17 protein-coding genes are annotated in these 20,260 nt (G+C 70.5%); 14 read left to right on the top strand and 3 right to left on the bottom strand.

Features of this window, described 5'->3' with window-relative positions:
- Positions 1 to 83 precede the first annotated feature (83 nt).
- From G4D85_RS11990 to G4D85_RS12015, 6 genes are all read left to right on the top strand, one after another.
- A complete protein-coding gene (locus G4D85_RS11990) occupies positions 84 to 1,508 on the top strand; it encodes a sensor histidine kinase (protein WP_205525518.1) in 1,425 nt (474 codons plus the stop codon).
- Positions 1,505 to 1,972 (top strand): response regulator, encoded by a 468-nt coding sequence (locus tag G4D85_RS11995; protein ID WP_164011276.1) that lies wholly within the window; start codon positions 1,505 to 1,507, stop codon positions 1,970 to 1,972. Before G4D85_RS11990 ends, G4D85_RS11995 begins: the two co-directional genes overlap by 4 nt.
- Positions 1,969 to 3,597, top strand: coding sequence for a sensor histidine kinase (locus G4D85_RS12000; RefSeq protein WP_164011278.1), 1,629 nt, complete (start codon positions 1,969 to 1,971; stop codon positions 3,595 to 3,597). Before G4D85_RS11995 ends, G4D85_RS12000 begins: the two co-directional genes overlap by 4 nt.
- Complete coding sequence (locus tag G4D85_RS12005; RefSeq protein ID WP_164011280.1) at positions 3,594 to 3,962, top strand: response regulator; 369 nt, start codon at positions 3,594 to 3,596, stop codon at positions 3,960 to 3,962. The genes G4D85_RS12000 and G4D85_RS12005 overlap by 4 nt, the downstream gene beginning before the upstream one ends.
- Positions 3,963 to 4,085: 123 nt before the next feature.
- Positions 4,086 to 6,221 carry a cation:proton antiporter domain-containing protein gene (locus tag G4D85_RS12010; protein ID WP_164011282.1) on the top strand — a complete coding sequence of 712 codons (2,136 nt, stop codon included), beginning with the start codon at positions 4,086 to 4,088 and terminating at the stop codon, positions 6,219 to 6,221.
- Between the two features lie 97 nt (positions 6,222 to 6,318).
- Positions 6,319 to 7,137 (top strand): helix-turn-helix domain-containing protein, encoded by an 819-nt coding sequence (locus G4D85_RS12015; protein ID WP_164011284.1) that lies wholly within the window; start codon positions 6,319 to 6,321, stop codon positions 7,135 to 7,137.
- A 1-nt stretch (position 7,138) separates the two neighbouring features.
- On the opposite strand, the gene G4D85_RS12020 is transcribed toward G4D85_RS12015, so the two are convergent.
- The gene (locus G4D85_RS12020) at positions 7,139 to 7,894 is read right to left on the bottom strand and encodes a GNAT family N-acetyltransferase (protein ID WP_164011286.1); all 756 of its coding nucleotides are present in this window, start codon (positions 7,892 to 7,894) and stop codon (positions 7,139 to 7,141) included.
- Positions 7,895 to 7,961: 67 nt separating this feature from the next.
- Between G4D85_RS12020 and G4D85_RS12025 the strand changes: the two genes are divergently transcribed.
- The 6 genes from G4D85_RS12025 to G4D85_RS49330 all read left to right on the top strand — a co-directional run bounded on the left by G4D85_RS12025 (position 7,962) and on the right by G4D85_RS49330 (position 13,768).
- On the top strand, positions 7,962 to 8,420 hold the full coding sequence (locus tag G4D85_RS12025) for a hypothetical protein (protein ID WP_164011288.1): 459 nt from the start codon (positions 7,962 to 7,964) through the stop codon (positions 8,418 to 8,420).
- Positions 8,421 to 8,577: 157 nt separating this feature from the next.
- Positions 8,578 to 11,025, top strand: coding sequence for a DNA topoisomerase (ATP-hydrolyzing) subunit B (gene gyrB / locus G4D85_RS12030; RefSeq protein ID WP_164011290.1), 2,448 nt, complete (start codon positions 8,578 to 8,580; stop codon positions 11,023 to 11,025).
- Between the two features lie 150 nt (positions 11,026 to 11,175).
- The gene (locus G4D85_RS12035; RefSeq protein ID WP_164011291.1) at positions 11,176 to 12,084 is read left to right on the top strand and encodes a DUF2381 family protein; all 909 of its coding nucleotides are present in this window, start codon (positions 11,176 to 11,178) and stop codon (positions 12,082 to 12,084) included.
- A gap of 149 nt (positions 12,085 to 12,233) precedes the next feature.
- Positions 12,234 to 12,584, top strand: coding sequence for a hypothetical protein (locus G4D85_RS12040; RefSeq protein ID WP_338052889.1), 351 nt, complete (start codon positions 12,234 to 12,236; stop codon positions 12,582 to 12,584).
- Between the two features lie 41 nt (positions 12,585 to 12,625).
- Positions 12,626 to 13,219: an imm11 family protein gene (locus tag G4D85_RS12045; protein WP_164011295.1), complete on the top strand. Its 594-nt coding sequence runs from the start codon at positions 12,626 to 12,628 to the stop codon at positions 13,217 to 13,219.
- A gap of 42 nt (positions 13,220 to 13,261) precedes the next feature.
- Entirely contained in the window at positions 13,262 to 13,768 is a 507-nt protein-coding gene (locus G4D85_RS49330) for a hypothetical protein (RefSeq protein ID WP_240359219.1), read from the top strand.
- A 254-nt stretch (positions 13,769 to 14,022) separates the two neighbouring features.
- Here the strand turns inward: G4D85_RS49330 and G4D85_RS12055 are convergent, their stop codons facing one another.
- Positions 14,023 to 14,193 carry a hypothetical protein gene (locus tag G4D85_RS12055; protein WP_164011297.1) on the bottom strand — a complete coding sequence of 57 codons (171 nt, stop codon included), beginning with the start codon at positions 14,191 to 14,193 and terminating at the stop codon, positions 14,023 to 14,025.
- A 125-nt stretch (positions 14,194 to 14,318) separates the two neighbouring features.
- A complete protein-coding gene (locus tag G4D85_RS12060; protein ID WP_164011299.1) occupies positions 14,319 to 17,084 on the bottom strand; it encodes a serine/threonine-protein kinase in 2,766 nt (921 codons plus the stop codon).
- A gap of 492 nt (positions 17,085 to 17,576) precedes the next feature.
- Here G4D85_RS12060 and G4D85_RS12065 point away from each other — a divergent pair, with 492 nt between their 5' ends.
- Together G4D85_RS12065 and G4D85_RS12070 are read left to right on the top strand one after the other, a co-directional pair.
- Positions 17,577 to 19,142 carry a hypothetical protein gene (locus G4D85_RS12065; RefSeq protein ID WP_164011301.1) on the top strand — a complete coding sequence of 522 codons (1,566 nt, stop codon included), beginning with the start codon at positions 17,577 to 17,579 and terminating at the stop codon, positions 19,140 to 19,142.
- Positions 19,139 to 20,248, top strand: coding sequence for a metallophosphoesterase family protein (locus G4D85_RS12070; protein ID WP_164011303.1), 1,110 nt, complete (start codon positions 19,139 to 19,141; stop codon positions 20,246 to 20,248). The genes G4D85_RS12065 and G4D85_RS12070 overlap by 4 nt, the downstream gene beginning before the upstream one ends.
- Positions 20,249 to 20,260: the final 12 nt, after the last annotated feature.

The raw sequence follows: 20,260 nt of genomic DNA on the forward strand, positions 1-20,260 counted from the left end.
CGCCGCAGCCGTCTTCGAGGCATCCGCGCCGGCCACGTGAGCATGTTGGGGAGTACGCACCGTGCTCGCCCTGGATGTTCGGATTGGCCTACCTGGACCCCCACCGCTTCCGTCAGCTGCTGCTTCGCTCCGTGGCGCTGCCGGCCACCTTGATGGCGCTGCTGGCGGTGCTGCTCTTCTGGGAAGTGCGCCAGCTCCTCCTGGCGGATGAGTCGGCGGACCGCTCCGACGCGGTGCTGGCCCAGGCCACCGAGGTGCGCCAGCTCCTCGTCGACCGGGAGACGGGGGTGCGCGGCTTCCTCCTCACCGGGGACGAGTCCTTCCTGGCGCCCTATCACTCCGCGGGCAAGGTCCTGCCAGAAGCGTTGGCCCGGCTGGACTCGAGTGTGGCGGACGCGCCGGACCAGCAGGCCCGGCTCGCGGAGCTCCGTCGGCGCTCGGCGGGCTGGGAGGCCTTCGCCGCCGATGAGCTCCGGCGGTACCGCAACCAGGAAGACTGGGTGAAGCTGGTCGCCGAGGGAGAGGGCAAGCGTCGCATGGACGGCCTGCGCCAGCTCCTGGACGAGCTGGCCTTCGTGGAGCGCGAGCGGGCCACCCAGCGCAGCGCCCTGGCCGAGCGCCAGGCCCGGCTGGTGCTGTGGGGTGGCGCCGCCTGGCTGCTCTTCCTGGGCCTGCTGCTGGCCTGGTTGTCCCGGCGCCAGCTCGTGCTCCTGTCCGGCGACTATGAGTCCCTGCTGGAGCGAGCGCAGAGTCAGGCCAACGACTTGCGCGCCAGCGAGGCCCGGCTGGAGCAGCGCGTGGCCCAGCGCACCCAGGAGCTGACGGTGGCCAACCGCGAGCTGGAGTCCTTCAGCTACTCCGTCTCCCACGACTTGCGCGCCCCCCTGCGCGCGGTGGACGGCTTCAGTCAGGCGCTGCTGGAGGACGAGGGCGAGCGCATCTCCGAGGACGGCCACGAGCACCTGCGGCGGCTGCGCGCGGCGGCCACCCGGATGGGGCAGCTCATCGACGACCTGCTGCGGCTGTCCCGCCTCTCCCGCGCCGAGCTGACCCGCGAGCCGGTGGACCTGAGCGCCCTGGCCCGAGACGTGACGGACGGGCTCAAGCGCACCGAGCCCGGCCGCGACGCGACGTTCGACATCGCCCCCGGCCTCACGACGCGAGGGGACGCCCGCCTGCTGCGAGTTGTCCTGGAGAATCTGTTGGGCAACGCCTGGAAGTTCACCAGCCAGCGCTCCGGGGCCCGCATCGAATTTTTCGCCGAGTCCCAGGACGGGCGCCCCCATTACTGTGTCCGGGACAACGGCGTGGGATTCGACATGGCGTACTCGGGCAAGCTCTTCTCCCCCTTCCAGCGGCTGCACCGTCCCACCGAGTTTCCCGGCACTGGCATCGGCCTGGCGACCGTGCAGCGCATCATCCACCGTCACGGCGGAGACATCACCGCGGAGGCGGCGCCCGACGGCGGCGCCACCTTCCGCTTCACCCTGGAGGAGTCGCACGCATGAATGGCTCGGAGCGACCCATCCTCCTGGTGGAGGACAACCCGGATGACGCGGACCTGACCCTGCGGGCCTTCAAGCGCGCCGGCATCACCCGGCCGGTGGAGGTGGTGGGGGACGGCGTGGAGGCCCTCGACTATCTCTTCGCCCAGGGCCCCTACGCCAGCCGTGCCGGCCAGTCGCCGCCGGTGGTGGTGCTGCTGGACTTGAAGCTGCCGCGCATGGACGGGCACGAGGTGCTGCGCCGCATCCGCGCGGACCCGCGCACGCGGCTGTTGCCGGTGGTCATCCTCACCTCCTCGGTGGAGGAGACGGACCTGGTGAAGGGCTATGGCGGCGGGGCCAACAGCTACGTGCGCAAGCCGGTGAGCTACACGGAGTTCGTGGAGGCGGCGCGCCAGCTGGGCCTGTACTGGCTGGTGCTCAACCACGAGCCGCCCACCCGTCCACCCTCGGGGACGGCTGGATGAAGCCGCTGCGGCTGCTGCTGGTGGAGGACAACCCGGACGACGCGGCGCTGGTGCTCCTGGAGCTCCGCCGCAACGGCTTCCGTCCGGAGGCCCTCCGCGTCCAGACGGCGGACGCGATGCGCCAGGCACTCGAGAGCACGGACTTCGAAATCATCCTCTCCGACTTCTCCATGCCCCACTTCACCGCGCTGGAGGCGCTGAAGCTGCTGCGGGAGACGGGGCGGGACATCCCCTTCATCGTCGTGTCCGGCAGCATCGGCGAGGACGAGGCGGTGGCGGCGATGCGCTCGGGCGCGCGCGACTACTTCGCCAAGGACCGACTGGTGCGGCTGGGCGCGGCGGTGGAGCGCGAGCTGGTGGAGGCCCGGGCCCGGCGCGAGCGCGCGCGGGTGGAGCTGGACCGGAACCTGCTCGCGCTCGCCAGCGAGGTGCTCACCGAGCCGCTGGACCTGGACGAGCGGCTGCGCCGGCTGGTGCAGCTGCCCGTGCCCAAGGTGGCGGACTGGTGCTCCCTGCGCATCCACGAGAAGGGGCGCGGGGGCCTGCGGCTGGTGGCGCTGGCGCACCCGGACGCGGCGCGGGCGGCGCGCATGTGGGAGGTGGACCAGCGCTTCCCCCTCGCGGTGGGCGCGGACTTCGGGCTCGCGCGGGTGCTCGCCACCGGCGAGCCGGAGCTGGTGGAGGAGGTGGCGGCGCGGCCCCGGTCCGTCACCGACGTCACGGAGTACCAGCAGACGCTGCGGGAGCTGGGCTTCCGCTCGGCGCTGCACGTGCCGCTGCGGGGCCGCTCCAGCGTGCTGGGCGTGCTGTCGCTGGCCATGGACGGTGCCCGGCGCCTGGGGCCGGTGGACCTGGCGCTGGCGCAGGAGCTGGCCCGGCGCGCGGGCCTGGTGCTGGAGAACGCGCACCTGTTCCGCGAGGTGCAGGACGCGGTGCAGCTGCGCGACGAGTTCCTCACCGTGGCGGCGCACGAGCTGCGCACGCCGCTCACCACGCTGCGGCTCCAGCTGGGCTCGGTGCTGCACCACGCCGCCGTGACGCCGCTGGCCCCGGAGCTGGAGGCGCGGCTGGAGCGCAGCCTGCGCCAGGTGCTGCGGCTGGGGACGCTGGTGGAGGCGCTGCTGGACGTGTCCCGTCTCAGCAGCGGAGAGGTGAGCCTGTCCCCGGAGCGCCTGGAGCTCGCGGAGGTGGCGCGCGGGGTGGCGGAGCGCTATGGCGCGGAGGCGGAAGGGGTGGGCAGCGAGCTGCACGTGTCGCAGAAGCCCGGGCTGTGGGGCGCCTGGGACAGGGCGCGGGTGGAGCAGGCGGTGGCGGCGCTGGTGGCCAATGCGCTGAAGTTCGGCCCCGGCAGGCCGGTGGAGGTGGAGGTGTCACGGGCGGGGCCCATGGGCCGGGTGCGGGTGCTGGACCGGGGCATCGGGATTCCGGAGGACCAGCTGGAGCGCATCTTCGAGCGCTTCGGCCGGGCCGTCAGCTCGCGCTCGTACGGCGGGCTGGGCCTGGGGCTGTACCTCGCGAGGCGCGCCGCGGAGGCGCACGGAGGCCGCGCCTGGGCGGAGCCGCGCGAGGGTGGCGGAGCGATTTTCACCTTGGAGCTGCCGTTGGAGAAGGAGGAGCGTGAGTGAGCCGGCCGCTGCTGGTGGTGGATGACGACGCGGACCTGCGCGAGGCCCTGGAAGAGGTGCTGCGCGACGCGGGCTTCGAGGTGCTGGGCGCCAGCAATGGCAAGCACGCCCTGGAGGTGCTGGGCGCCATGCCCGAGCTGCCGGGCCTCATCCTGCTGGACATGATGATGCCGGTGCTGGACGGGGGCGGCTTCGCCCGCGCCATGCGCCAGGTGCCCGAGTGGAGAGACCTTCCCGTGCTCGTCTTCTCCGCGTCCGCCAACGCCCGCCAGGTGGCGGAGGAGATTGGTGCGTGCGGCCACCTGCGCAAGCCCGTGGACGTGGACACGCTCGTGGAGGCCGTGCGCAAGTGCAAGCGGCCCTGAGCGCTCGCCCGGAGGCCTCCTGGCCTCGGGCTTCATCCCGCCCGCACCGGCGGTCCGCGTGAATTGACGCCCCCGCGAGCCCACTGATAAGGGGTTACTTAACACCCTGTCTTCGGAGGGCTGATGCACACCAACGCGCTCACGCTGTTACTGGTGCAGCTCATCGTCATCATCGGCCTGTCGCGGCTTATCGGCCGTGGCGCGAGGTGGCTGGGGCAACCGCTGGTCATCGCCGAGGTGGTGGCGGGCATCCTCCTGGGCCCGTCGCTGCTGGGGTGGGTGGCGCCGGGGGCGATGGAGTGGCTGTTCCCTGCGTCGTCGATGCCGGTGCTGAAGATGCTCAGCCAGGTGGGGCTGGTGCTCTTCATGTTCCTCATCGGCCTGGAGCTGGACCCGAAGCTCCTGAAGGGGCGGGGGCATGCCTCGGTGGCCATCAGCCACACCAGCATCATCGTCCCCTTCGCGCTGGGCGCGGGGGCGGCGGCGCTGTGGCTGTACCGGAGCCTGTCGGACCCGGCGGTGCCGTTCAGCTCGTTCGTGCTCTTCATGGGCGTGGCGATGAGCATCACCGCCTTCCCGGTGCTGGCGCGCATCCTCACGGAGCGGGGGCTGTTGCAGTCGAAGGTGGGCACGGTGGCCATCGCCTGCGCGGCGGTGGACGACGTGACGGCGTGGTGCCTGCTGGCCTTCGTCGTCTCCATCGTCCGGGCCTCGAGCCTGGCGGACGCGGCGCTCACCACGGTGTTCGCCATGCTCTACATCGGCTTCGTGCTGGTGGTGGTGCGGCCCTTCCTGGCGCGGCTGGGGGCCCGGGTGGCCAGCCGTGAGGGGCTGACGCAGAACGTGGTGGCGGGCACGCTGGTGCTGCTGCTGGTGTCCGCGTGGGTGACGGAGCTCATCGGCATCCACGCCCTCTTCGGGGCCTTCCTCTTCGGTGCCGTCATCCCCAAGGAGGGCGGGCTGGCGGAGGCGCTGGCGGAGCGGCTGGAGGACGTGGCGGTGGTGCTGCTGTTGCCCGTCTTCTTCGCCTTCAGCGGCCTGCGCACGCAGATTGGCCTGCTGGACAGCGTGGAGGCGTGGATGACGTGTGGGGTCATCATCCTGCTGGCATGCGTGGGCAAGTTCGGTGGCAGCACGGTGGCGGCGCGGCTGACGGGCATGGGCTGGCGCGAGGCGGGCGCGGTGGGCGTGCTGATGAACACGCGCGGGCTGATGGAGCTCATCGTGCTCAACCTCGGCCTGGACCTGGGCGTCATCTCGCCCCAGCTCTTCACGATGATGGTGCTGATGGCGCTGGTGACGACGTTCATCACCACGCCGCTGCTGCGCTGGTTCTACCCGACGGAGGAGCTGACGCGGGACAGGCTCGCGCCGGTGACGACGCTGGAGGCGGGCCCGGCGCCCTACAGCGTCCTGATGTGCGTGTCGCACGGGCAGGCGGGGCCGGGCATGGCGTCGCTGGCGCGGGCGCTGGTGGGCGGCGAGCGCGCGCAGCTCCATGCGCTGCACCTGGTGCCTCCCGAGCGCGCGTCGCTGCGTCCGGACGCGGAGCGGAGCCCTCCGGCGGAGGGCGCGCTGGCGCCGCTGCTGGGACGGGCGGAGAAGCTGGGACTGGCGGTGCGCCCACTGTCCTTCGTGTCCGCCGAGCCCGCCGCGGACATCCTCCGCACGGCGCAGGCCCGGCGCGCGGACCTGGTGCTGCTGGGCTGGCACAAGCCCCTCTTCAGCCAGACGGTGCTGGGCGGCACGGTGCACGAGGTGATGGAGGCGGCGTCCGGCACGGTGGCGGTGCTGGTGGACCGGGGACTGTCGGACGTGAAGCGGGTGCTGGTGCCCTTCATCGGCAGCAGCCATGACCGGGCGGCGCTGGGGCTGGCGCGGCGGCTGATGCGGCAGTCGGGCGCGGAGGTGACGGTGCTGCACGTGACGTCGGACCTGGGCGGCGGCGGCGCGCGGGCCCAGGTGGAGGAGCTGTTCCCCTCCGAGGAGGGCGGCGTGCGACTGAAGGTGGTGCGGCACGCGGTGCCGGACGAGGCCGCGCTGGAGGAGGCGCGCCACGGGTATGACCTGGTGGTGGTGGGCCTGGGCGCGCAGTGGGGCCTGGAGGACCGGCTCTTCGGCCTGCACCGCGAGCGCATCGTCCGCGACGCGCCGGGCTCGCTGCTCGTGGTCTGTCACCCGGAAGCCGCGCCCGCGGTGGAAGTCGCCGCCGCCGAGCGCGAGGAGTCCTCCAGCGGCGCGATGCCCGCGAGGAGCTGAGAGGAACGTCATGCCCCTGGGTGACACCCCGAAGCTGTTGCACATGGACACGAGCAGGTCGGAGCGCGCGCTGCCCGCGCGGCGCTGAGAGGAAGCCATGCACCTGGGGGCCACCCTGAGGCTGTTGCGTGTCGATGCGGGCGTGTCCCTGCGGGACATGGCCCGGCGCATCGGCGTGTCGAGCGCGTACCTCAGCCGGGTGGAGAACGGCGTGGACGCGCCGCCCACGCCCGAGCGGCTGGCGGCGATTGCCCGCGAGCTGGACGTGCCGCCCGCGCTGCTGATGGACGTGGCCCAGCGGGTGAGCCCGTACGTGGCGGGCTACCTGGAAGAGGTGCCCGGGGCGGGAACGCTCTTCCTCGAAATCGCGCGGCGGCGGCTGTCGGGCGCGCAGCTCACGCGGGTGCGCGCCTTCCTGGACTCGGAGTTCCCGGTGCGCGGCGCGCGGGCCGACGAGCCCGTGCCCCCGCTGGCGCCGCTGCTGGCCCCGGAGCGGGTGGTGGTGCAGCTGTCCTGCGCGGGCTGGGACGACGTGCTGGACGTGGTGGCCGGGCGCCTGAGCGCGGCGCTGCCGGGCGCGGACGCGGGGCGGCTGGTGGACGAATTGCGGCGGCGCGACGAGGAGTCCTCGTGCGCGGTGGGCGGCGGGGTGGCGGTGCCGCATGCCTTCCTGGCGGGCGCCACGCCGGTGGCGGCGCTGGTGACACTGGCGAAGCCGCTGAAGGTGGACACGCCGGACGGCCAGCCGCTCCGGCTGGTGGTGGCGGCGGTGGATGGCGGCCGGGGCCGCGTCCGGCTGATGCGGCTGGCGCACGTGGCACGGCTGGCCGCCCACGGGCTCGCGGACCGGCTGCTGGACGCGCGGCAGCCGCACCAGGTGCTCACCGTGCTGGAGGAACTGGAGTCGCTGCGCTGACTCAGCGGGCGCGGTACACCCAGCTCACCCAGCTGCCAAGCTCCCGGTAGCCCAGCCGCCGGTACACGCCCAGGCCCTGCGGTGTGGACTGGAGCACGGACGCCGTCATACCCCGCTTCCGCGCTCCGGCGAGCAGCCCGCGCATGACCTCCGTCGCCAGCCCGCGGCCTCGCGCCTCGGGGGCGGTGGCCACCATGAAGATGCCGGCGGTGTCGCCCACGTCCTGCGCGAAGCCACAGGCCAGCGGCCGACCCGCCTCGCGTGCCACCAGCGTGTGCACGGGCAGCCGGGGCGGCCGGTTCCACACCTCCAGGGTGCCGCCCCAGCTTCCCCAGGCGGAGATGTTGAGCGCCACCAGGTCCTCCTGCGTTTCCGGCTCCTCCAGGGGGATGCCGGGGGGCACGTCCTGCACCTCGGCCAGCACCAGCCCCATGGCGTCCGTGACGCGCTCGTCGGGGCGGTAGCCGGCGCCGCCGAGCACCCGCCCCCCGTCGACGTCACCCGGCAGCACCACCACGCGCCACGCGGGCACGCCCTGGCCCCGGTAGAAGTCCTCCACGGCGGGCAGGCCCTGGGCGAGCGCTCCGGCGTCGGTGAAGTACGCCTGCTGGAAGTGCAGCTCCCCCAGGAAGGCGGGGAGGCAGAAGGCGTCCACCCCCGGCAGGCCCAGGTGGCGCAGCTGGCCCCGCTCCCGCTGGAGGTGCCGGAAGGCGATGACATTGGCGCGCAGACGCACGGTCAGTTCGGCATTCGTCATGGACGGGGCGGAGCGTACGCAAAAGCGCGCACCGGCGCCCCAGGGCGGGTAGGGTGCGCGGACGCACATGAGCAGCCCGCGTTTCTATGCCTTCGACCCTCGCGCCACGCGCATCGGCCTCTTCGTGGGAGCCTGTGTGCTGGCGGTGCTCGCCGCCTGGGCCATGGCCGACGCCCGGGAAGGTGGCGGCCTCCAGGCCATGGCTCGTGCCGGTGTCTCGGCGGGTCTGATGCTGGCCTTCCTCGTGTCCTTCCACCGGTTGCGGCCCCGCTCCGGCTGGGGCGTCACGGTGGACGCACGCGGCGTGCGCGTGGCCCGTCCCTTCAGCAAGAACGAGCTGGATTTGCACTGGGGCCAGATTGATTCCGTGCGCAGGCTCGGCCGGAGGGGGAACGTGCTCGGGCTGTTCCTCAAGGAAGAGGGAAGGGTGCTCGTCACCCGGCATCTCTTCGCCCGCCGGGCTGTTTTTGAAGAGTTGATCGCCGCGCTGGAGGAGCGACTTCCACCGCCGCGTTTCGACGCCTGAGACCCGGGTTTCCGGGGTCGGCCGTCCGAGGGGGCGGCCGAGCGATTTTCATGAGTGTTTACGAAGCCTTGCAGCGCCTCACCGACCTTGTTCGGGGGGGCCTTAAATGGTAGGCACAAGCCTGTTGCAAGGCTCCTTTTTCCAAGGACAGCTTCACATGGAAAAGACCCCCGCTACCGGCGCAGCGGTTGCCCCGCCGCCCGTGGAGTATGGGACGGACAGCATCACCAAGCTCGAGGGCCGCGAGGCGGTCCGGAAGCGCCCAGGCATGTACATCGGCGACACCATGACCTACGGGCTCCACAAGCTCGTGTACGAGGTCGTGGACAACGCCGTGGACGAGTCGCTCGCGGGCCACTGCACGGACATCGAGGTCGTCATCCACGTGGATGGCTCGCTCAGCGTCCAGGACAACGGCCGCGGCATTCCCGTGGGCCCGCACCCGAAGTTCCCCGGCAAGGACACGCTGGAGGTGGTGCTCACCGAGCTGCACGCCGGCAGCAAGTTCGGCAACGGGGCCTACAAGGTCTCCGGCGGCCTGCACGGCGTGGGCGTCACCTGCGTCAACTTCCTCTCCGAGTGGTTCAAGGTCCGCGTCCAGCGCAACGGCAAGGTGTACGAGCAGGCCTACGCGCAGGGCATCCCCGTGAGCCATCCGCAGGAAGTCGGCACCACGGACAAGCGTGGCACGCACATCGCCTTCAAGCCGGACGCCACGGTGATGGAGACGAACGACTTCAACTTCGAGACGCTCAGCCAGCGCCTGCGCGAGCTGGCGTTCCTCAACGCCGGCCTGCACATCACCATCCGCGATGAGCGCACGAACAAGGAGCACGACTTCAAGTTCGAAGGCGGCATCTCGTCCTTCGTGCAGTACCTCAACCAGTCGAAGGAGGTGCTGCACGAGAAGCCGATTTCCTTCTCCACGGAGCGCGAGGGCGTCACGCTCGACATCGCGATGCAGTGGAATGACGGCTACGACGAGCGCATCTACACCTTCGCCAACAACATCAACACCCACGAGGGTGGCAGCCACCTGTCCGGCTTCAAGGCGGCGCTCACGCGCACGCTGAACAGCTACGCGGAGAAGGGCGGCCAGTGGAAGGACCTGAAGGAGACGCCCACGGGTGAGGACGCCCGCGAGGGCCTGTCCGCGGTCATCTCCGTCAAGCTGCCCAACCCGCAGTTCGAGGGGCAGACGAAGACGAAGCTGGGCAACAGCGAGGTGAAGGGCCTGGTCGAGCAGATGGTGAACGACCAGCTCGCCACCTTCCTCGAAGAGACGCCCATGGTCGCCAAGAAGGTCGTGGCGAAGATTGGCGACGCCTGCCGTGCCCGCATCGCCGCCCGCAAGGCGCGGGAGACGGTGCGCCGCAAGGGCGTGCTGGACGGCGGCGGCCTGCCGGGCAAGCTCGCGGACTGCCAGAGCAAGGACCCGCGCGAGAGCGAGCTTTACATCGTCGAGGGTGACTCCGCAGGCGGCTCCGCGAAGCAGGGCCGGGACAGGCGCAACCAGGCCATCCTCCCGCTGCGCGGCAAGATTCTGAACGTCGAGAAGGCGCGCTTCGAGAAGATGCTGACCAGCGCCGAAATCGTGACGCTGATTACGGCCCTGGGCACGGGCATCGGCGCCGAGGACTACGACCCGGAGAAGGCGCGCTACCACCGCATCATCCTGATGACGGACGCAGACGTGGACGGCAGCCACATCCGCACGCTGCTGCTGACGTTCTTCTTCCGCCAGATGCCGGAGCTGCTCCAGAAGGGGTACCTCTACATCGCGCAGCCGCCCCTCTATAAGGTGACGCGCAACAAGAAGGACCTCTACGTCAAGGACGAGCGCGCGCTGAACGAGTACCTGCTCAAGGCCGCCTCGGAGCACTCGCGGGTGCTGACGCCCGCGGGCGAGCTGGGCGGCTCGGAGCTGAAGGCGCTGCTGGAGAAGGTGATTACGTACGAGGAGCGCCTGGAGAAGCAGGCGAAGCGCCGTGACGCGCGGGTGGTGGACGCGCTGGTGCAGGCGACGCGGACGACGGCCGACACGCTGGCGGACGAGCTGGCGATGGAGACGGTCGTGAAGGACGTCTACGGCTACTTCGAGCGCCGGATGCCGGACGTGCTGGGCCGGGTGAAGCACGAGCTGGTGCAGGACCCGGAGCACCACACGAAGAAGCTGGTGTTCCGCACGGACGTGAATGGCGCCATGCGGGAGACGGTGCTGGACCACGCCTTCCTGTCGTCTCCGGAGTACGTGGAGCTGGCGGCGCTGCGCGACGCCTTCGCTTCGCTGGGCAAGGCGCCGTACAAGGTGCGGGTGGATGCGGGCGAGGTGACGGCCTTCACCGTGCAGGAGGTCCTGGCCGTGGTCCGCAAGGACGCGCAGAAGGGGCTGGGCCTGCAGCGCTACAAGGGGCTGGGCGAGATGAACCCCGAGCAGCTCTGGGACACCACCATGAACCCGACCACGCGCACGCTGCTCCAGGTACGGGTGGAGGACGCGGTGGAGAGCGACACCATCTTCTCGCTGCTGATGGGCGAGGCGGTGGAGCCGCGCCGCGAGTTCATCGAGCGCAACGCGCTCGACGTGCAGAACCTGGACATCTGAGGTCGTCTGTTCCTGCCCCTCTTCCATCTCGGGAGAGGGGCAGGGTTCCTCCTTGAGGCGACGAGCACCTTGCCGGTGACCACCGGGCTCTCACGCTGTGACGCCCTCCGGTTGGTTCCGTTGAGCCCCTCCTGGTAGGTTCCCCTCACCATGAGGAAAATCCTATCCGGCGGGTATGCCCTGCTTCTTCTCCTGGGGGCGTCCGTTGCGGCGGCCAGGGAGCCAGAAGCTGTCGTCCGGAACATCTATCTCTCGGACCACCCGGACGACACTGCGTCCCAGGTGTACGTCGCCGGTCAGATTGCGACCGTCCTTCGCTTCGAGAAGACCTGTGATGCACAGGGGACGAAGCTGCTGGGATGGGAGGGGCGGTTCGAGCAGCCAGTCATCGGTGGCAAATCGGTGCTCCTGGTGCCGCTCCAGAACCTCGAGCCTGAAGACCGTCTGCCGCTCCTGGTGAAGTTCACGGATGGGGCAGAAGTGCCGTTCATCGTGACTGCACGGGAGGGTCGCGGGGACCAGCAGGTGAACGTGTTCCCTGACCGCAAGACCTCGAAGGCGGTGCATGCGGCCCTGTCTGATGCGCTCGTGCGAGAGCGGGGCCTCAGGGAGGAGAACGACCGATTCCGCAAGGAGGAGACCTCGCCTGACCATGCTTTGGCCGCATTGCTGGTCAGTGACTCCACCAAACAGACCCCGTTCATCGAGCATCAGAAGTGGGTGCTCAGGGATGGCGAGGTGGAGGTGGTCGTCCGCGTCTACTCGGGCAAGGCAAAAGCCGCCGTCGTGTTCCACATCAAGAACCAGGAGTCGGAACGACAGTGGAGCCTCATGGAGGCTCGCCTGTCGACGACCTCCTCTGGCGAGGCGAGGCCGTTTGCCCTGCGCATGGATCGGGCCTCGATTGCTCCCGGCTCATCCGGACGTTTTGCCGTTGTCGCGGACAAGAGTGCCTTCAAGTCGGATGGCGGCTTCACCAACCTCGTGTTGGAGCTCTTCCGCCATGACGGACTTCAGCAGGGGTACGTTCTGCTGGATCACCGCCTTGCGCGTGAGTAAGAGCGACGGCCATGCCTCCAATCCGAGCACGACGACTGCCGTGGGCGACCCTGCTCCTTGCCGTCACAGGCTGCTCTGCTTCTGGCGTTTCGCTTCGGCCTGATGGAACTCCTGGACCGCAGGAGTGCTCGGAAGAGGCGCTCAGGACGATGCGCATCCTCCGGATGCGGGTGAGTGACTCCGCGGACGTGGAGCTGGATGCCAGCCAGATCGATGCACGACCCATCACGCTCTATGACGGGCCGGTGGAGAGCTATCTGGACGGCCAGCTTGGGAATCTCGACCCGGGAACCCGCCTGTACGGACAGGTCTGGACGGGCGGACCGCAGGTGGTCGTCCGGTACTACGAGGCGCATCCTCCGGATGGAGACGTGGTTCCCATCTGCGCGATGGCTCGACTCGGAAAGGGGCAGCTTCGCAAACGTCCCGACTCGAAGCCGGGCACGGCCATCCTGGACTACTCCGGCGCATCGGTCTTCGTGGTCAACGCGTTCCGGTAGTTCGGATTTGCGCCGTCTGATTGTGGCGGGCGAGGGTTGAGATGGAGCGTGATTACTACGCTGTGGAGATCGGGGACGTGCCGCAGTGGAGTCTTGATACCCCCGCTCCAGTATCGGGTGGTGAAATAGAGGAGCCGTGGATGTTTGTGGAAGGGAGACGGGTGGCAGAGCCGGGGCCACTCAAGACGAAGCCCTTTCATGCTGGCGAGGAGCGCACCTTTTCGGTGGCAAATGCAGACCGCTTGCCTATCGCCAAAGAGCAGGTCGCACATATCTTCCGGGAGCTGGCTCCTGATGACGTGCAGCTGTTCCCGGTAGAAATCGAGGGGACGACTGAGCGGTACTACATTGTGAATGCGACCAGGCGCTTCGAGTGCATTGACGAAGTAAATTGTCGAGAGGTCCAGAAGTATCCTTCAGACGGTGCCATGCCCGAGCGGACGGGCGAGTATCGTGCAATCTCAGGCTTGCGGATCGACACAGCGAAGGTTGAAGGGGCTCGTGTTTTTCGGCCGATGGGGTGGGAAGTGGCCCTGATTGTCTCCAAGGAGGTGAAGGAGGCGATTGAGCGAATTGGAAACACAGGCGTTTTCTTCAATCCTGTGGCCGGGCCGCGCGTGCCAAACGGAGGATAGGTACAGCGGCTATGCCTGGGTGGACAGCCCGCGCAGTCAGGTGTGCTGGGCCCCCTGCTGCGCGACTTCACCGGCTGGGCGGAGCAGACAGACCCCGCAGCCGTGCTGGGACAGCGACTGGTGGACCAGACGGTGGCGCTGGTCTCCACACCCGGGAAGGAACGGACGGCCCCGTGGCCGGGCGCTGAACGGACGTCGCACGCACCACGACGGAGCCGCCGCTTTCGTGCTCAAATCGCCGCCGTGGACGCCACGCTTCCCGACCACATCCGCGCGCATGAGCGCTCCAACCAGCACCGCGACGAGCTGCTGGCCAGCGCGCTCTGCGGGTGCTTCAACTGCCTGGCCACCTTCCCGCCGGAGCGCGTCCGCGAGTGGGTGGACGAGGACGAGGCGGACGTCGGCCAGACGGCGCTCTGTCCCGAGTGCGGCCTGGACACCGTGCTGGGCGCGGGCTCCGGCTTCCCGATAACGGCCGACTTCCTCCGCCAGATGCAGGGCTACTGGTGCGCGGAGTCCGCCGCCGGGGACGACGCGGACGACGAGTAGCGCGTCCCCGCTGTGCCCCCGCCGCCGTGGGTTGACTGTGCCGTGGCTCCGGCGGCAACCATGGGCCATGTACGTCCCCCGCCACTTCGAGGAGCAGGACCCGGAGCGCCTCCTCGCGCTCATGGATGAGGGCGAGCCGGCACGCGAGCGGTAGAAAGACCCGTGGGCCCGGTGCCCGCCTCGGCCCCGCGCCCACGTGCCTTTCCCGTCCTTGTCGAACCGGGCCGCCGTGCTACCGCGGCCCTCGCTGGCCCTTACGGCAGGAAACGGGCAACCACTGCCCAGCTCGTGGAAGCCCTCGCGCGCGGATTCCGCGGCGCGGTGATGCCGATGACGCCCGCCATGGCCGTCAGCTTGAGGATGCCCATCACCTCAATCGCCTTCATCCACTCGGCGCAGCGGGTGGACGCCATGAGGGTAGCCATCTGCCCCACCGTGGGAGCGTGCGCGGCAGGACACCTGGGGCCCGGCCCTGGCGCATGCCCGCAGTCCGGGGCGGGCGGAGGGCGCTCGCCCGTCCGCCTGCTCCGTGAAACCGCGTCGGCGGCGTCTACCGCTCGGAGCGACGCGAGCCCTTGAGGGCCTCGGCGCGCTCCTTGCGGGACATGACCGTCACGTCGACGACGTCCACTTCGATGGCGCCCGAGTTGTCGTCCACATTGGCGTCGGGGAAGGTGCAGCGCAGGTCCTCGGTGCCGGTGACCTGGTAGCGCTTGCCCGTCTCCAGCAGGCGGTGGGTGGCGCGCACGGAGCCGGCCTCGGGTCCGCGCTCCACGCACAGCACCTGGCGCACGCGGCTGTTGGCGGTGGCGCGCAATTCCGCGAAGTCGTCACGCACGGTGAACAGGTAGGTGGAGCGCGGGTTGAGGCCGCGCAGCACCACCTGGTGCTCCGGCTTGAGCTGCACCGCGTGCTCCTTCGCTTCGAAGGTGAGGGAGCGCGGCGGTATGTAGGCGGACTGGCGGAGGTTGACGCGGATGGTGCCGTTGTTGTCCTCAGGCCCGTTGTCGTCCACCGCGAACACGTGCAGCCGGCGGACGCCCTTGATGGTGCGGGTGGACGCGCTCAGCAGGCCGAAGCTGGCGTCCGGGGGCAGGTCGCCCTCGGCGAAGTAGGCCAGCGTCCCGGACGCGGTGCGCCGGCCCTCGGCGAACGACGCGGTGCCCTCCGTCCACACCGAGTACGCGGCGGCGGGGTTCAGGTCGATGCTGGTCGTGGCGTACTGGGGGATGGGCACGGCGTTGTACCGGGGCCGCAGCACCAGCAGGCGGGTGGGGTAGTCCACCTCGTGCATGGTGCGGAGGGCCGCGTCCATCGGCTTCGTCTCACCCGTGTCCTCGGCGGGCTTCGTGTCCGGAACGAGCGCCACCAGGGCGCCGCCGTCCGCCGTCACCGCGGCCTGGGCCTCGCCAGCGTCCGTGGCGGCGGCGGCCACCGGGACGGGCGTCGTCGTCTCCGGCGCGGAGGCCGACTGCAGCTCCGCGTTCACCGGCTCCACCATCTTGGAAGTCGGAGTGAAGCGCTTCGTCCAGGCCAGGTGGCCGGGCAGCGTCAGCACCAGGGTGTTGGCCGCGCCGACGATGACTCCCTCCACCATGAGCGGCGTCTTGCCGGCGATTTCCCGGCCATTGAGCTTCACCTGGGCGCCAGAGGGCTTGGACGTCACCCACAGGGTGGTGATGTCGTCCTGCGCCTGGCCGGGGGAGACCTCCGCCTTGAAGATGAAGTTGTAGACCAGGCCGATGACGAGAAGGATGGCGGCCGTCCCGAAGACGTAGATGCTCAGCGTGCGGACCTGCTGCTGACTCTTCGCGACGCGCGCGGCCTCCTCGCGGGCCAGCTTCTGGCGGACCTCGTCCACGGAGCCGGGGTACGCGCTGCCCCCTCGCACGTCGGTGGGGCGCGAGGCGCCGGACTCCGTGTCCGGAGTGTCCAGGTCGCCGAGCGCGGGCGTCTCCACCGGGGTGTCGCGCGGCGCGGCCAGCGTGGGCACGATGCCTATTGGCCCTGTGCCGGCGTCGGTGCTCGGCTCGTCGGGCAGCTCCGGCACGGGCGGGGCGGAGCGCTCGGAGGTGCCAGGCCGGCGGGGGCCGCCCTCCGAGCGGGGCATGTTGGGGTTGGTCACCCGCCGCATGTTTCCGGCGCTGGTGACGCGGCGGATGCTCGGGTTGCTGGTGGTGGGCCGGCGCCCGCCCTCGCTGCCGGGGCGGCCGCCGTCGCTCCCGGGCTTGCGGATGCCGGGGCTGGAGGCGCGCTGCGAGTTGCTGGAGAGGGGACGGGCGCGGCCCTGCGAGGGCTCCGCGTTGGCCGTCTGCCACATGGCCAGCTGTTCCTTGAAGGCGGGCGAGATTTCAGGCGCCTTGCGGCCCTCGGCGGCCAGCTCCTCGGCGAAGAGGAAGGCCATGAGCTGCGACAGCAGCGTGGGCGTGAAGCGCGGGTTGTCGCGGTAGAGCAGCTCCACCAGCGACTCACTCAGCTCCTTGGCCGTCTGGTACCGCGTGTCGCGGTCGATGGCCATCGAGTGGGAGATGATGGACTCCAGCTCCTCGGTCACCGTGGGGTTGATGGCCGAGGGGGGCAGGCAGTCGCCGGTGATGATGCGGGGCAGCACGGAGACGAACTCGCCTTCGTAGGGCCGCTTGCCGCACACCATCTCGTAGAGGACGACGCCGGCGGCGTACACGTCCGTGCGCGCGTCCAGGTCCTGCCGGCCCTGGGCCTGCTCGGGGGAGAAGTACGGGTACTTCCCCTTGAGGGTGCCAGGGGACGTCTTCGCCTCGACGAGGCTGGTGGCCTTGGCGATGCCGAAGTCGATGACCTTGACCTCGCCCTCGTAGGAGATGAGGACGTTGTCGGGCGACACGTCGCGGTGGACGAGGCCCATCTCCACGCCGTCCTCGCCCACGTGGCGGTGCGCGTAGTCCAGGCCGTCACACAGCTTGCTGGCGATGTGGAGGGCGAGCGCCTCCGGGAACATGCCCATGCCCGCCTTCTGCGCGCGGCGGAGCACCTTGGACAGGGGCTGGCCCTGCACCAGCTCCATCGCGATGAAGTACTGGCCGTCCACTTCGCCGAAGTCGAAGACCTGGGCGATGTTGCTGTGGCTCATGCTCGCGACGACCCGCGCCTCGCTGATGAACATCTCGACGAAGTCGGTGTCATCGACGAAGTGCGGGAGGATCTGCTTGATGACGCACGGCTTGGTGACGCCTGCCGCTCCGGTCATCCGGGCGCGGTAGGTGACTGCCATGCCGCCCGCGGCAATCTTCGAAAGCAGGACGTATTTGCCGAATTGCTGGGGGCTGGGTTCCGCCACGGGTGCTGGGCCAGGGAAGATGATGAGGGAGGTGGAGCATACTCCCGTTCTGGAGAAAGTCCCGGATACCGCTCGGACCGCACGCGAAGTTTTCGCTGGGAGTGCTGGATCACTCCGGAGCGCCAATTTCTCAGGTGGTGGGTAGGGCCACGGGTCGCTGGAGCCCCTCCTCCGGAGGTCGCGAGGCTGCCGACCCGGGCTGTGGGCGTGAGGTACCAGCTCTCGGAGTGAGGCTGGTGGGGCTCAGAATGATTGGTCGAGGTGGGTGAAGTAGCGCAGGGCCCGTGCAAGGGCCTGGAATCACGGGCGCATTCGGGCGCAGAGGGTAGGGCCAGAGCGGGGGAGCGAGAGCAGGGCTGTCAGCCCGCTTCACACTTCTTAAAGGCGCTCCCTACAGCAAGACGCTGGTTGCCGGTTATCTAGGCCGGCACGCCCGGCGGAGCCGGCGGGCGGGGGCGGCCGGTCCCCCGCGGATGAAAGAAGGCGAAGCCGATGGTGTCCGAGCTCCCCCTGCGCTCGCGGTGGGCCGCCCTGGTCTGGATGTGGGTGCTGGTCGTGCTGCCGCCCGCCGCCAGGGCGCAGTCCGCATTCGACCTGCTGTCGCAAGGGCCCGAGCTGGGCGGCCTGGACGTGCCGAGGGACTTCCCGGTGCGCGCGTCGGCGTCCCTTCGCATGGAAGTGGTGCCGGTGCTCTCCGCCAGGCATCAGGCCGCGGGGACGTTGGCCTCGGTAGAAGCGGTGCGCACGGAGGTGTCGAGCGCGCTGGCTTCCAGTGCGCCTGCGTCCGAGGCAGGCGCGCACGCGGCGCGCGCGGGCGATGGTGCCACGGCCGGAGCTTCGACGGTGATTGCGAGGGGAACCGGGGCGGAGCCCTCGGTGCTGCCCGCCGTCGCCGCCGTGTCGTCCGGGTCCTCGGCCTCTGGCGAAGCGGGCGCAGCCGACGCGGCGCCCTCCGGGGCCGGCGTGGGTGCGCCCCTCGCGCCGCGCTCGCCCCAGCCGCCCCCGGGCGCTGGCGACAGCATCCTGTCGCCGGGCCTCCCGCCGCTCTCTCCGCTGCATCCGCGTCCCTCCTTCCAGGTGCTGCCCATGGCGGCGTCGGTGTTGCCGGGGCTGGTGTTCCACGGGCTGGGGCCCTGGCTCGCGGGCGACGGGCACACGGCGAAGCGGCTCTTCGCGCTGGAGGGCACGGGCCTGGGGCTGATTGCCCTGGGCGGCGTGCCCATCGCCTTCACGGGCGCTTCGCGGCGCACCATCGGCCCGCTGTATGCGGTGACGCTGGCGGGCTTCAGCATGTTCGGCGTCTCCGCGCTGGCCAACCTCTACGCGGTGACGTCTCCGGCGTTCGAGCCGGGCGTGGCGCCGTACTCGCTGCCGCCGCTGGAGCTGGAGGTGGGCTACCAGTACGTGAGCGACACGTCCTTCGACTACGGACACTTCGTCTCGCTGGGCGCGCTGGCGCGCTTCGACACGGTGAAGCTGGAGGCGTCCGCGCACCTGTCCCCGGACGAGGGCAACACGCAGGTGCGGCTGGGCGGCGCGTACCGGCTGCTGGGCGAGCCCGAGCGTGAGCGCCGGAACTCCGACGGCACCGCGCTGGACGCGGAGCTGTTCGGCCTCTTCCACCGCTTTCCGACGGAGGGCTTCACGGTGGCCGGTGGGGAAGTCGGCCTGCGAGGCCGCTATGCGATGGCGCGCGTGAGTCCGGCGCTGGCGGGCTCCTTCGCCGAGGCCAGCATCGGCACGTCCTTCCAGGGGTACAGCTACCCGGGCGCGGTGAGTGACGGGAACCTGAGCGAGCAGCTCCTCTTCACCTTCGGCTACGGCGTGTGGCTGGGGCGGGGAGGGCCGGTGCGCGGCGAAGCGCTCCTCTATTACGACCACCGCAAGGACGACTTCGCGGGCGGCATGCGCACGCTCGGAGGCGGAGTGGTGGGCAGCTTCGGCCTGCGTGGCCGGGCGCTGCTGACGGAGGACTGGGGCGTCGCCGCCGAGGTGCAGGCCGGCGGTGCCCTCATCGGCCGCCTGTCGCTGATCTACGCCGTGGGAGGTGAGCCGTGAAGCGTGTGGGGTTGATGGGCGCGGTGCTGGCGCTGCTCGTGGCCGGCTGCCTGCGGCCGGCGGAGAACCGCGCGGTGCGCGACTCGAAGGTGGGCCGCGCGCAGGGCGGCGGCTTGTCGCTGGAGGTGGAGGACGGGCTCGCCGCGGTGCGCAGCCTGGCGGCGGGGGAGCTGATGTTGTGGGGCAACGCGCCGGCCTTCATCGCGCGCGCCACGCTCGCGGCGGACGCGCCCGCGGACTGGGTGCTCACGGTGCGCAACGCCATGCCGGACGCGGAGCTGACCGCCGAGGTGGAGGGCGGCGAGCTCCTGGCCGTGGAGGCCCTGCCCCAGGCGCTGCCCACGGTGAAGATGTGGCGGGTGTCCCTGCGCGCGGGCGCGACGGCGCGGCTCACCGTGGCGCCGCCGGACTGGCAGACGCGCGAGCCCTTCCGCTTCGCCGCGCTGGCGGACGTGCAGGAGGCGCTGCCGCGCGTGGGCGACATCTACGAGCGGATGCGCCGGGACGACTCGCTGCGCTTCATCCTCTTCGCCGGAGACCTGACGGAGGGCGGCAGCCGCGAGGAGCTGCTGGAGTTCCAGGAGCGGCTGGAGGCAGGCTCGAGGATTCCGCTCTACGCCACGCTGGGCAACCACGAGACGTTCGCCAAGGACGCCGAGGAGTACAGCACGCTGGTGGGCCGGGGCAGCCAGAGCTTCACCTTCCGGGGCGTGCGCTTCTCGGTGGTGGACTCCAGCAACGGCACGCTGGACCCGGGAGTGGAGGAGCAACTGGAGACGTGGCTGGCGGCCTCGCGGGACGGAGTGCACGTGGTGGCGATGCACGTGCCGCCGCAGGACCCGGTGGGGCTGCGAGGCGGCGGCTTCGCGAGCCGGGGCGAGGCGGCGGGGCTCGTGGGGAAGATGGCGCGCGAGGGCGTGGACCTCACGCTGTACGGCCACATCCACTCCTACTACTCGTTCACCAACGCGGGCATCCCCGCGTTCATCTCCGGAGGCGGCGGGGCGATTCCGGAGACGTTCGACGGCGTGGGGCGCCACTACCTCGCGGTGGACATGGACGCGAGCGAGGGGCTGCGCGAGGCGTCGTTGATCCGCGTGGACTGAGCCCGTGCGCTG

It is taken from the genome of Pyxidicoccus trucidator (assembly GCF_010894435.1).
Classification (GTDB): Bacteria; Myxococcota; Myxococcia; order Myxococcales; family Myxococcaceae; genus Myxococcus; species Myxococcus trucidator.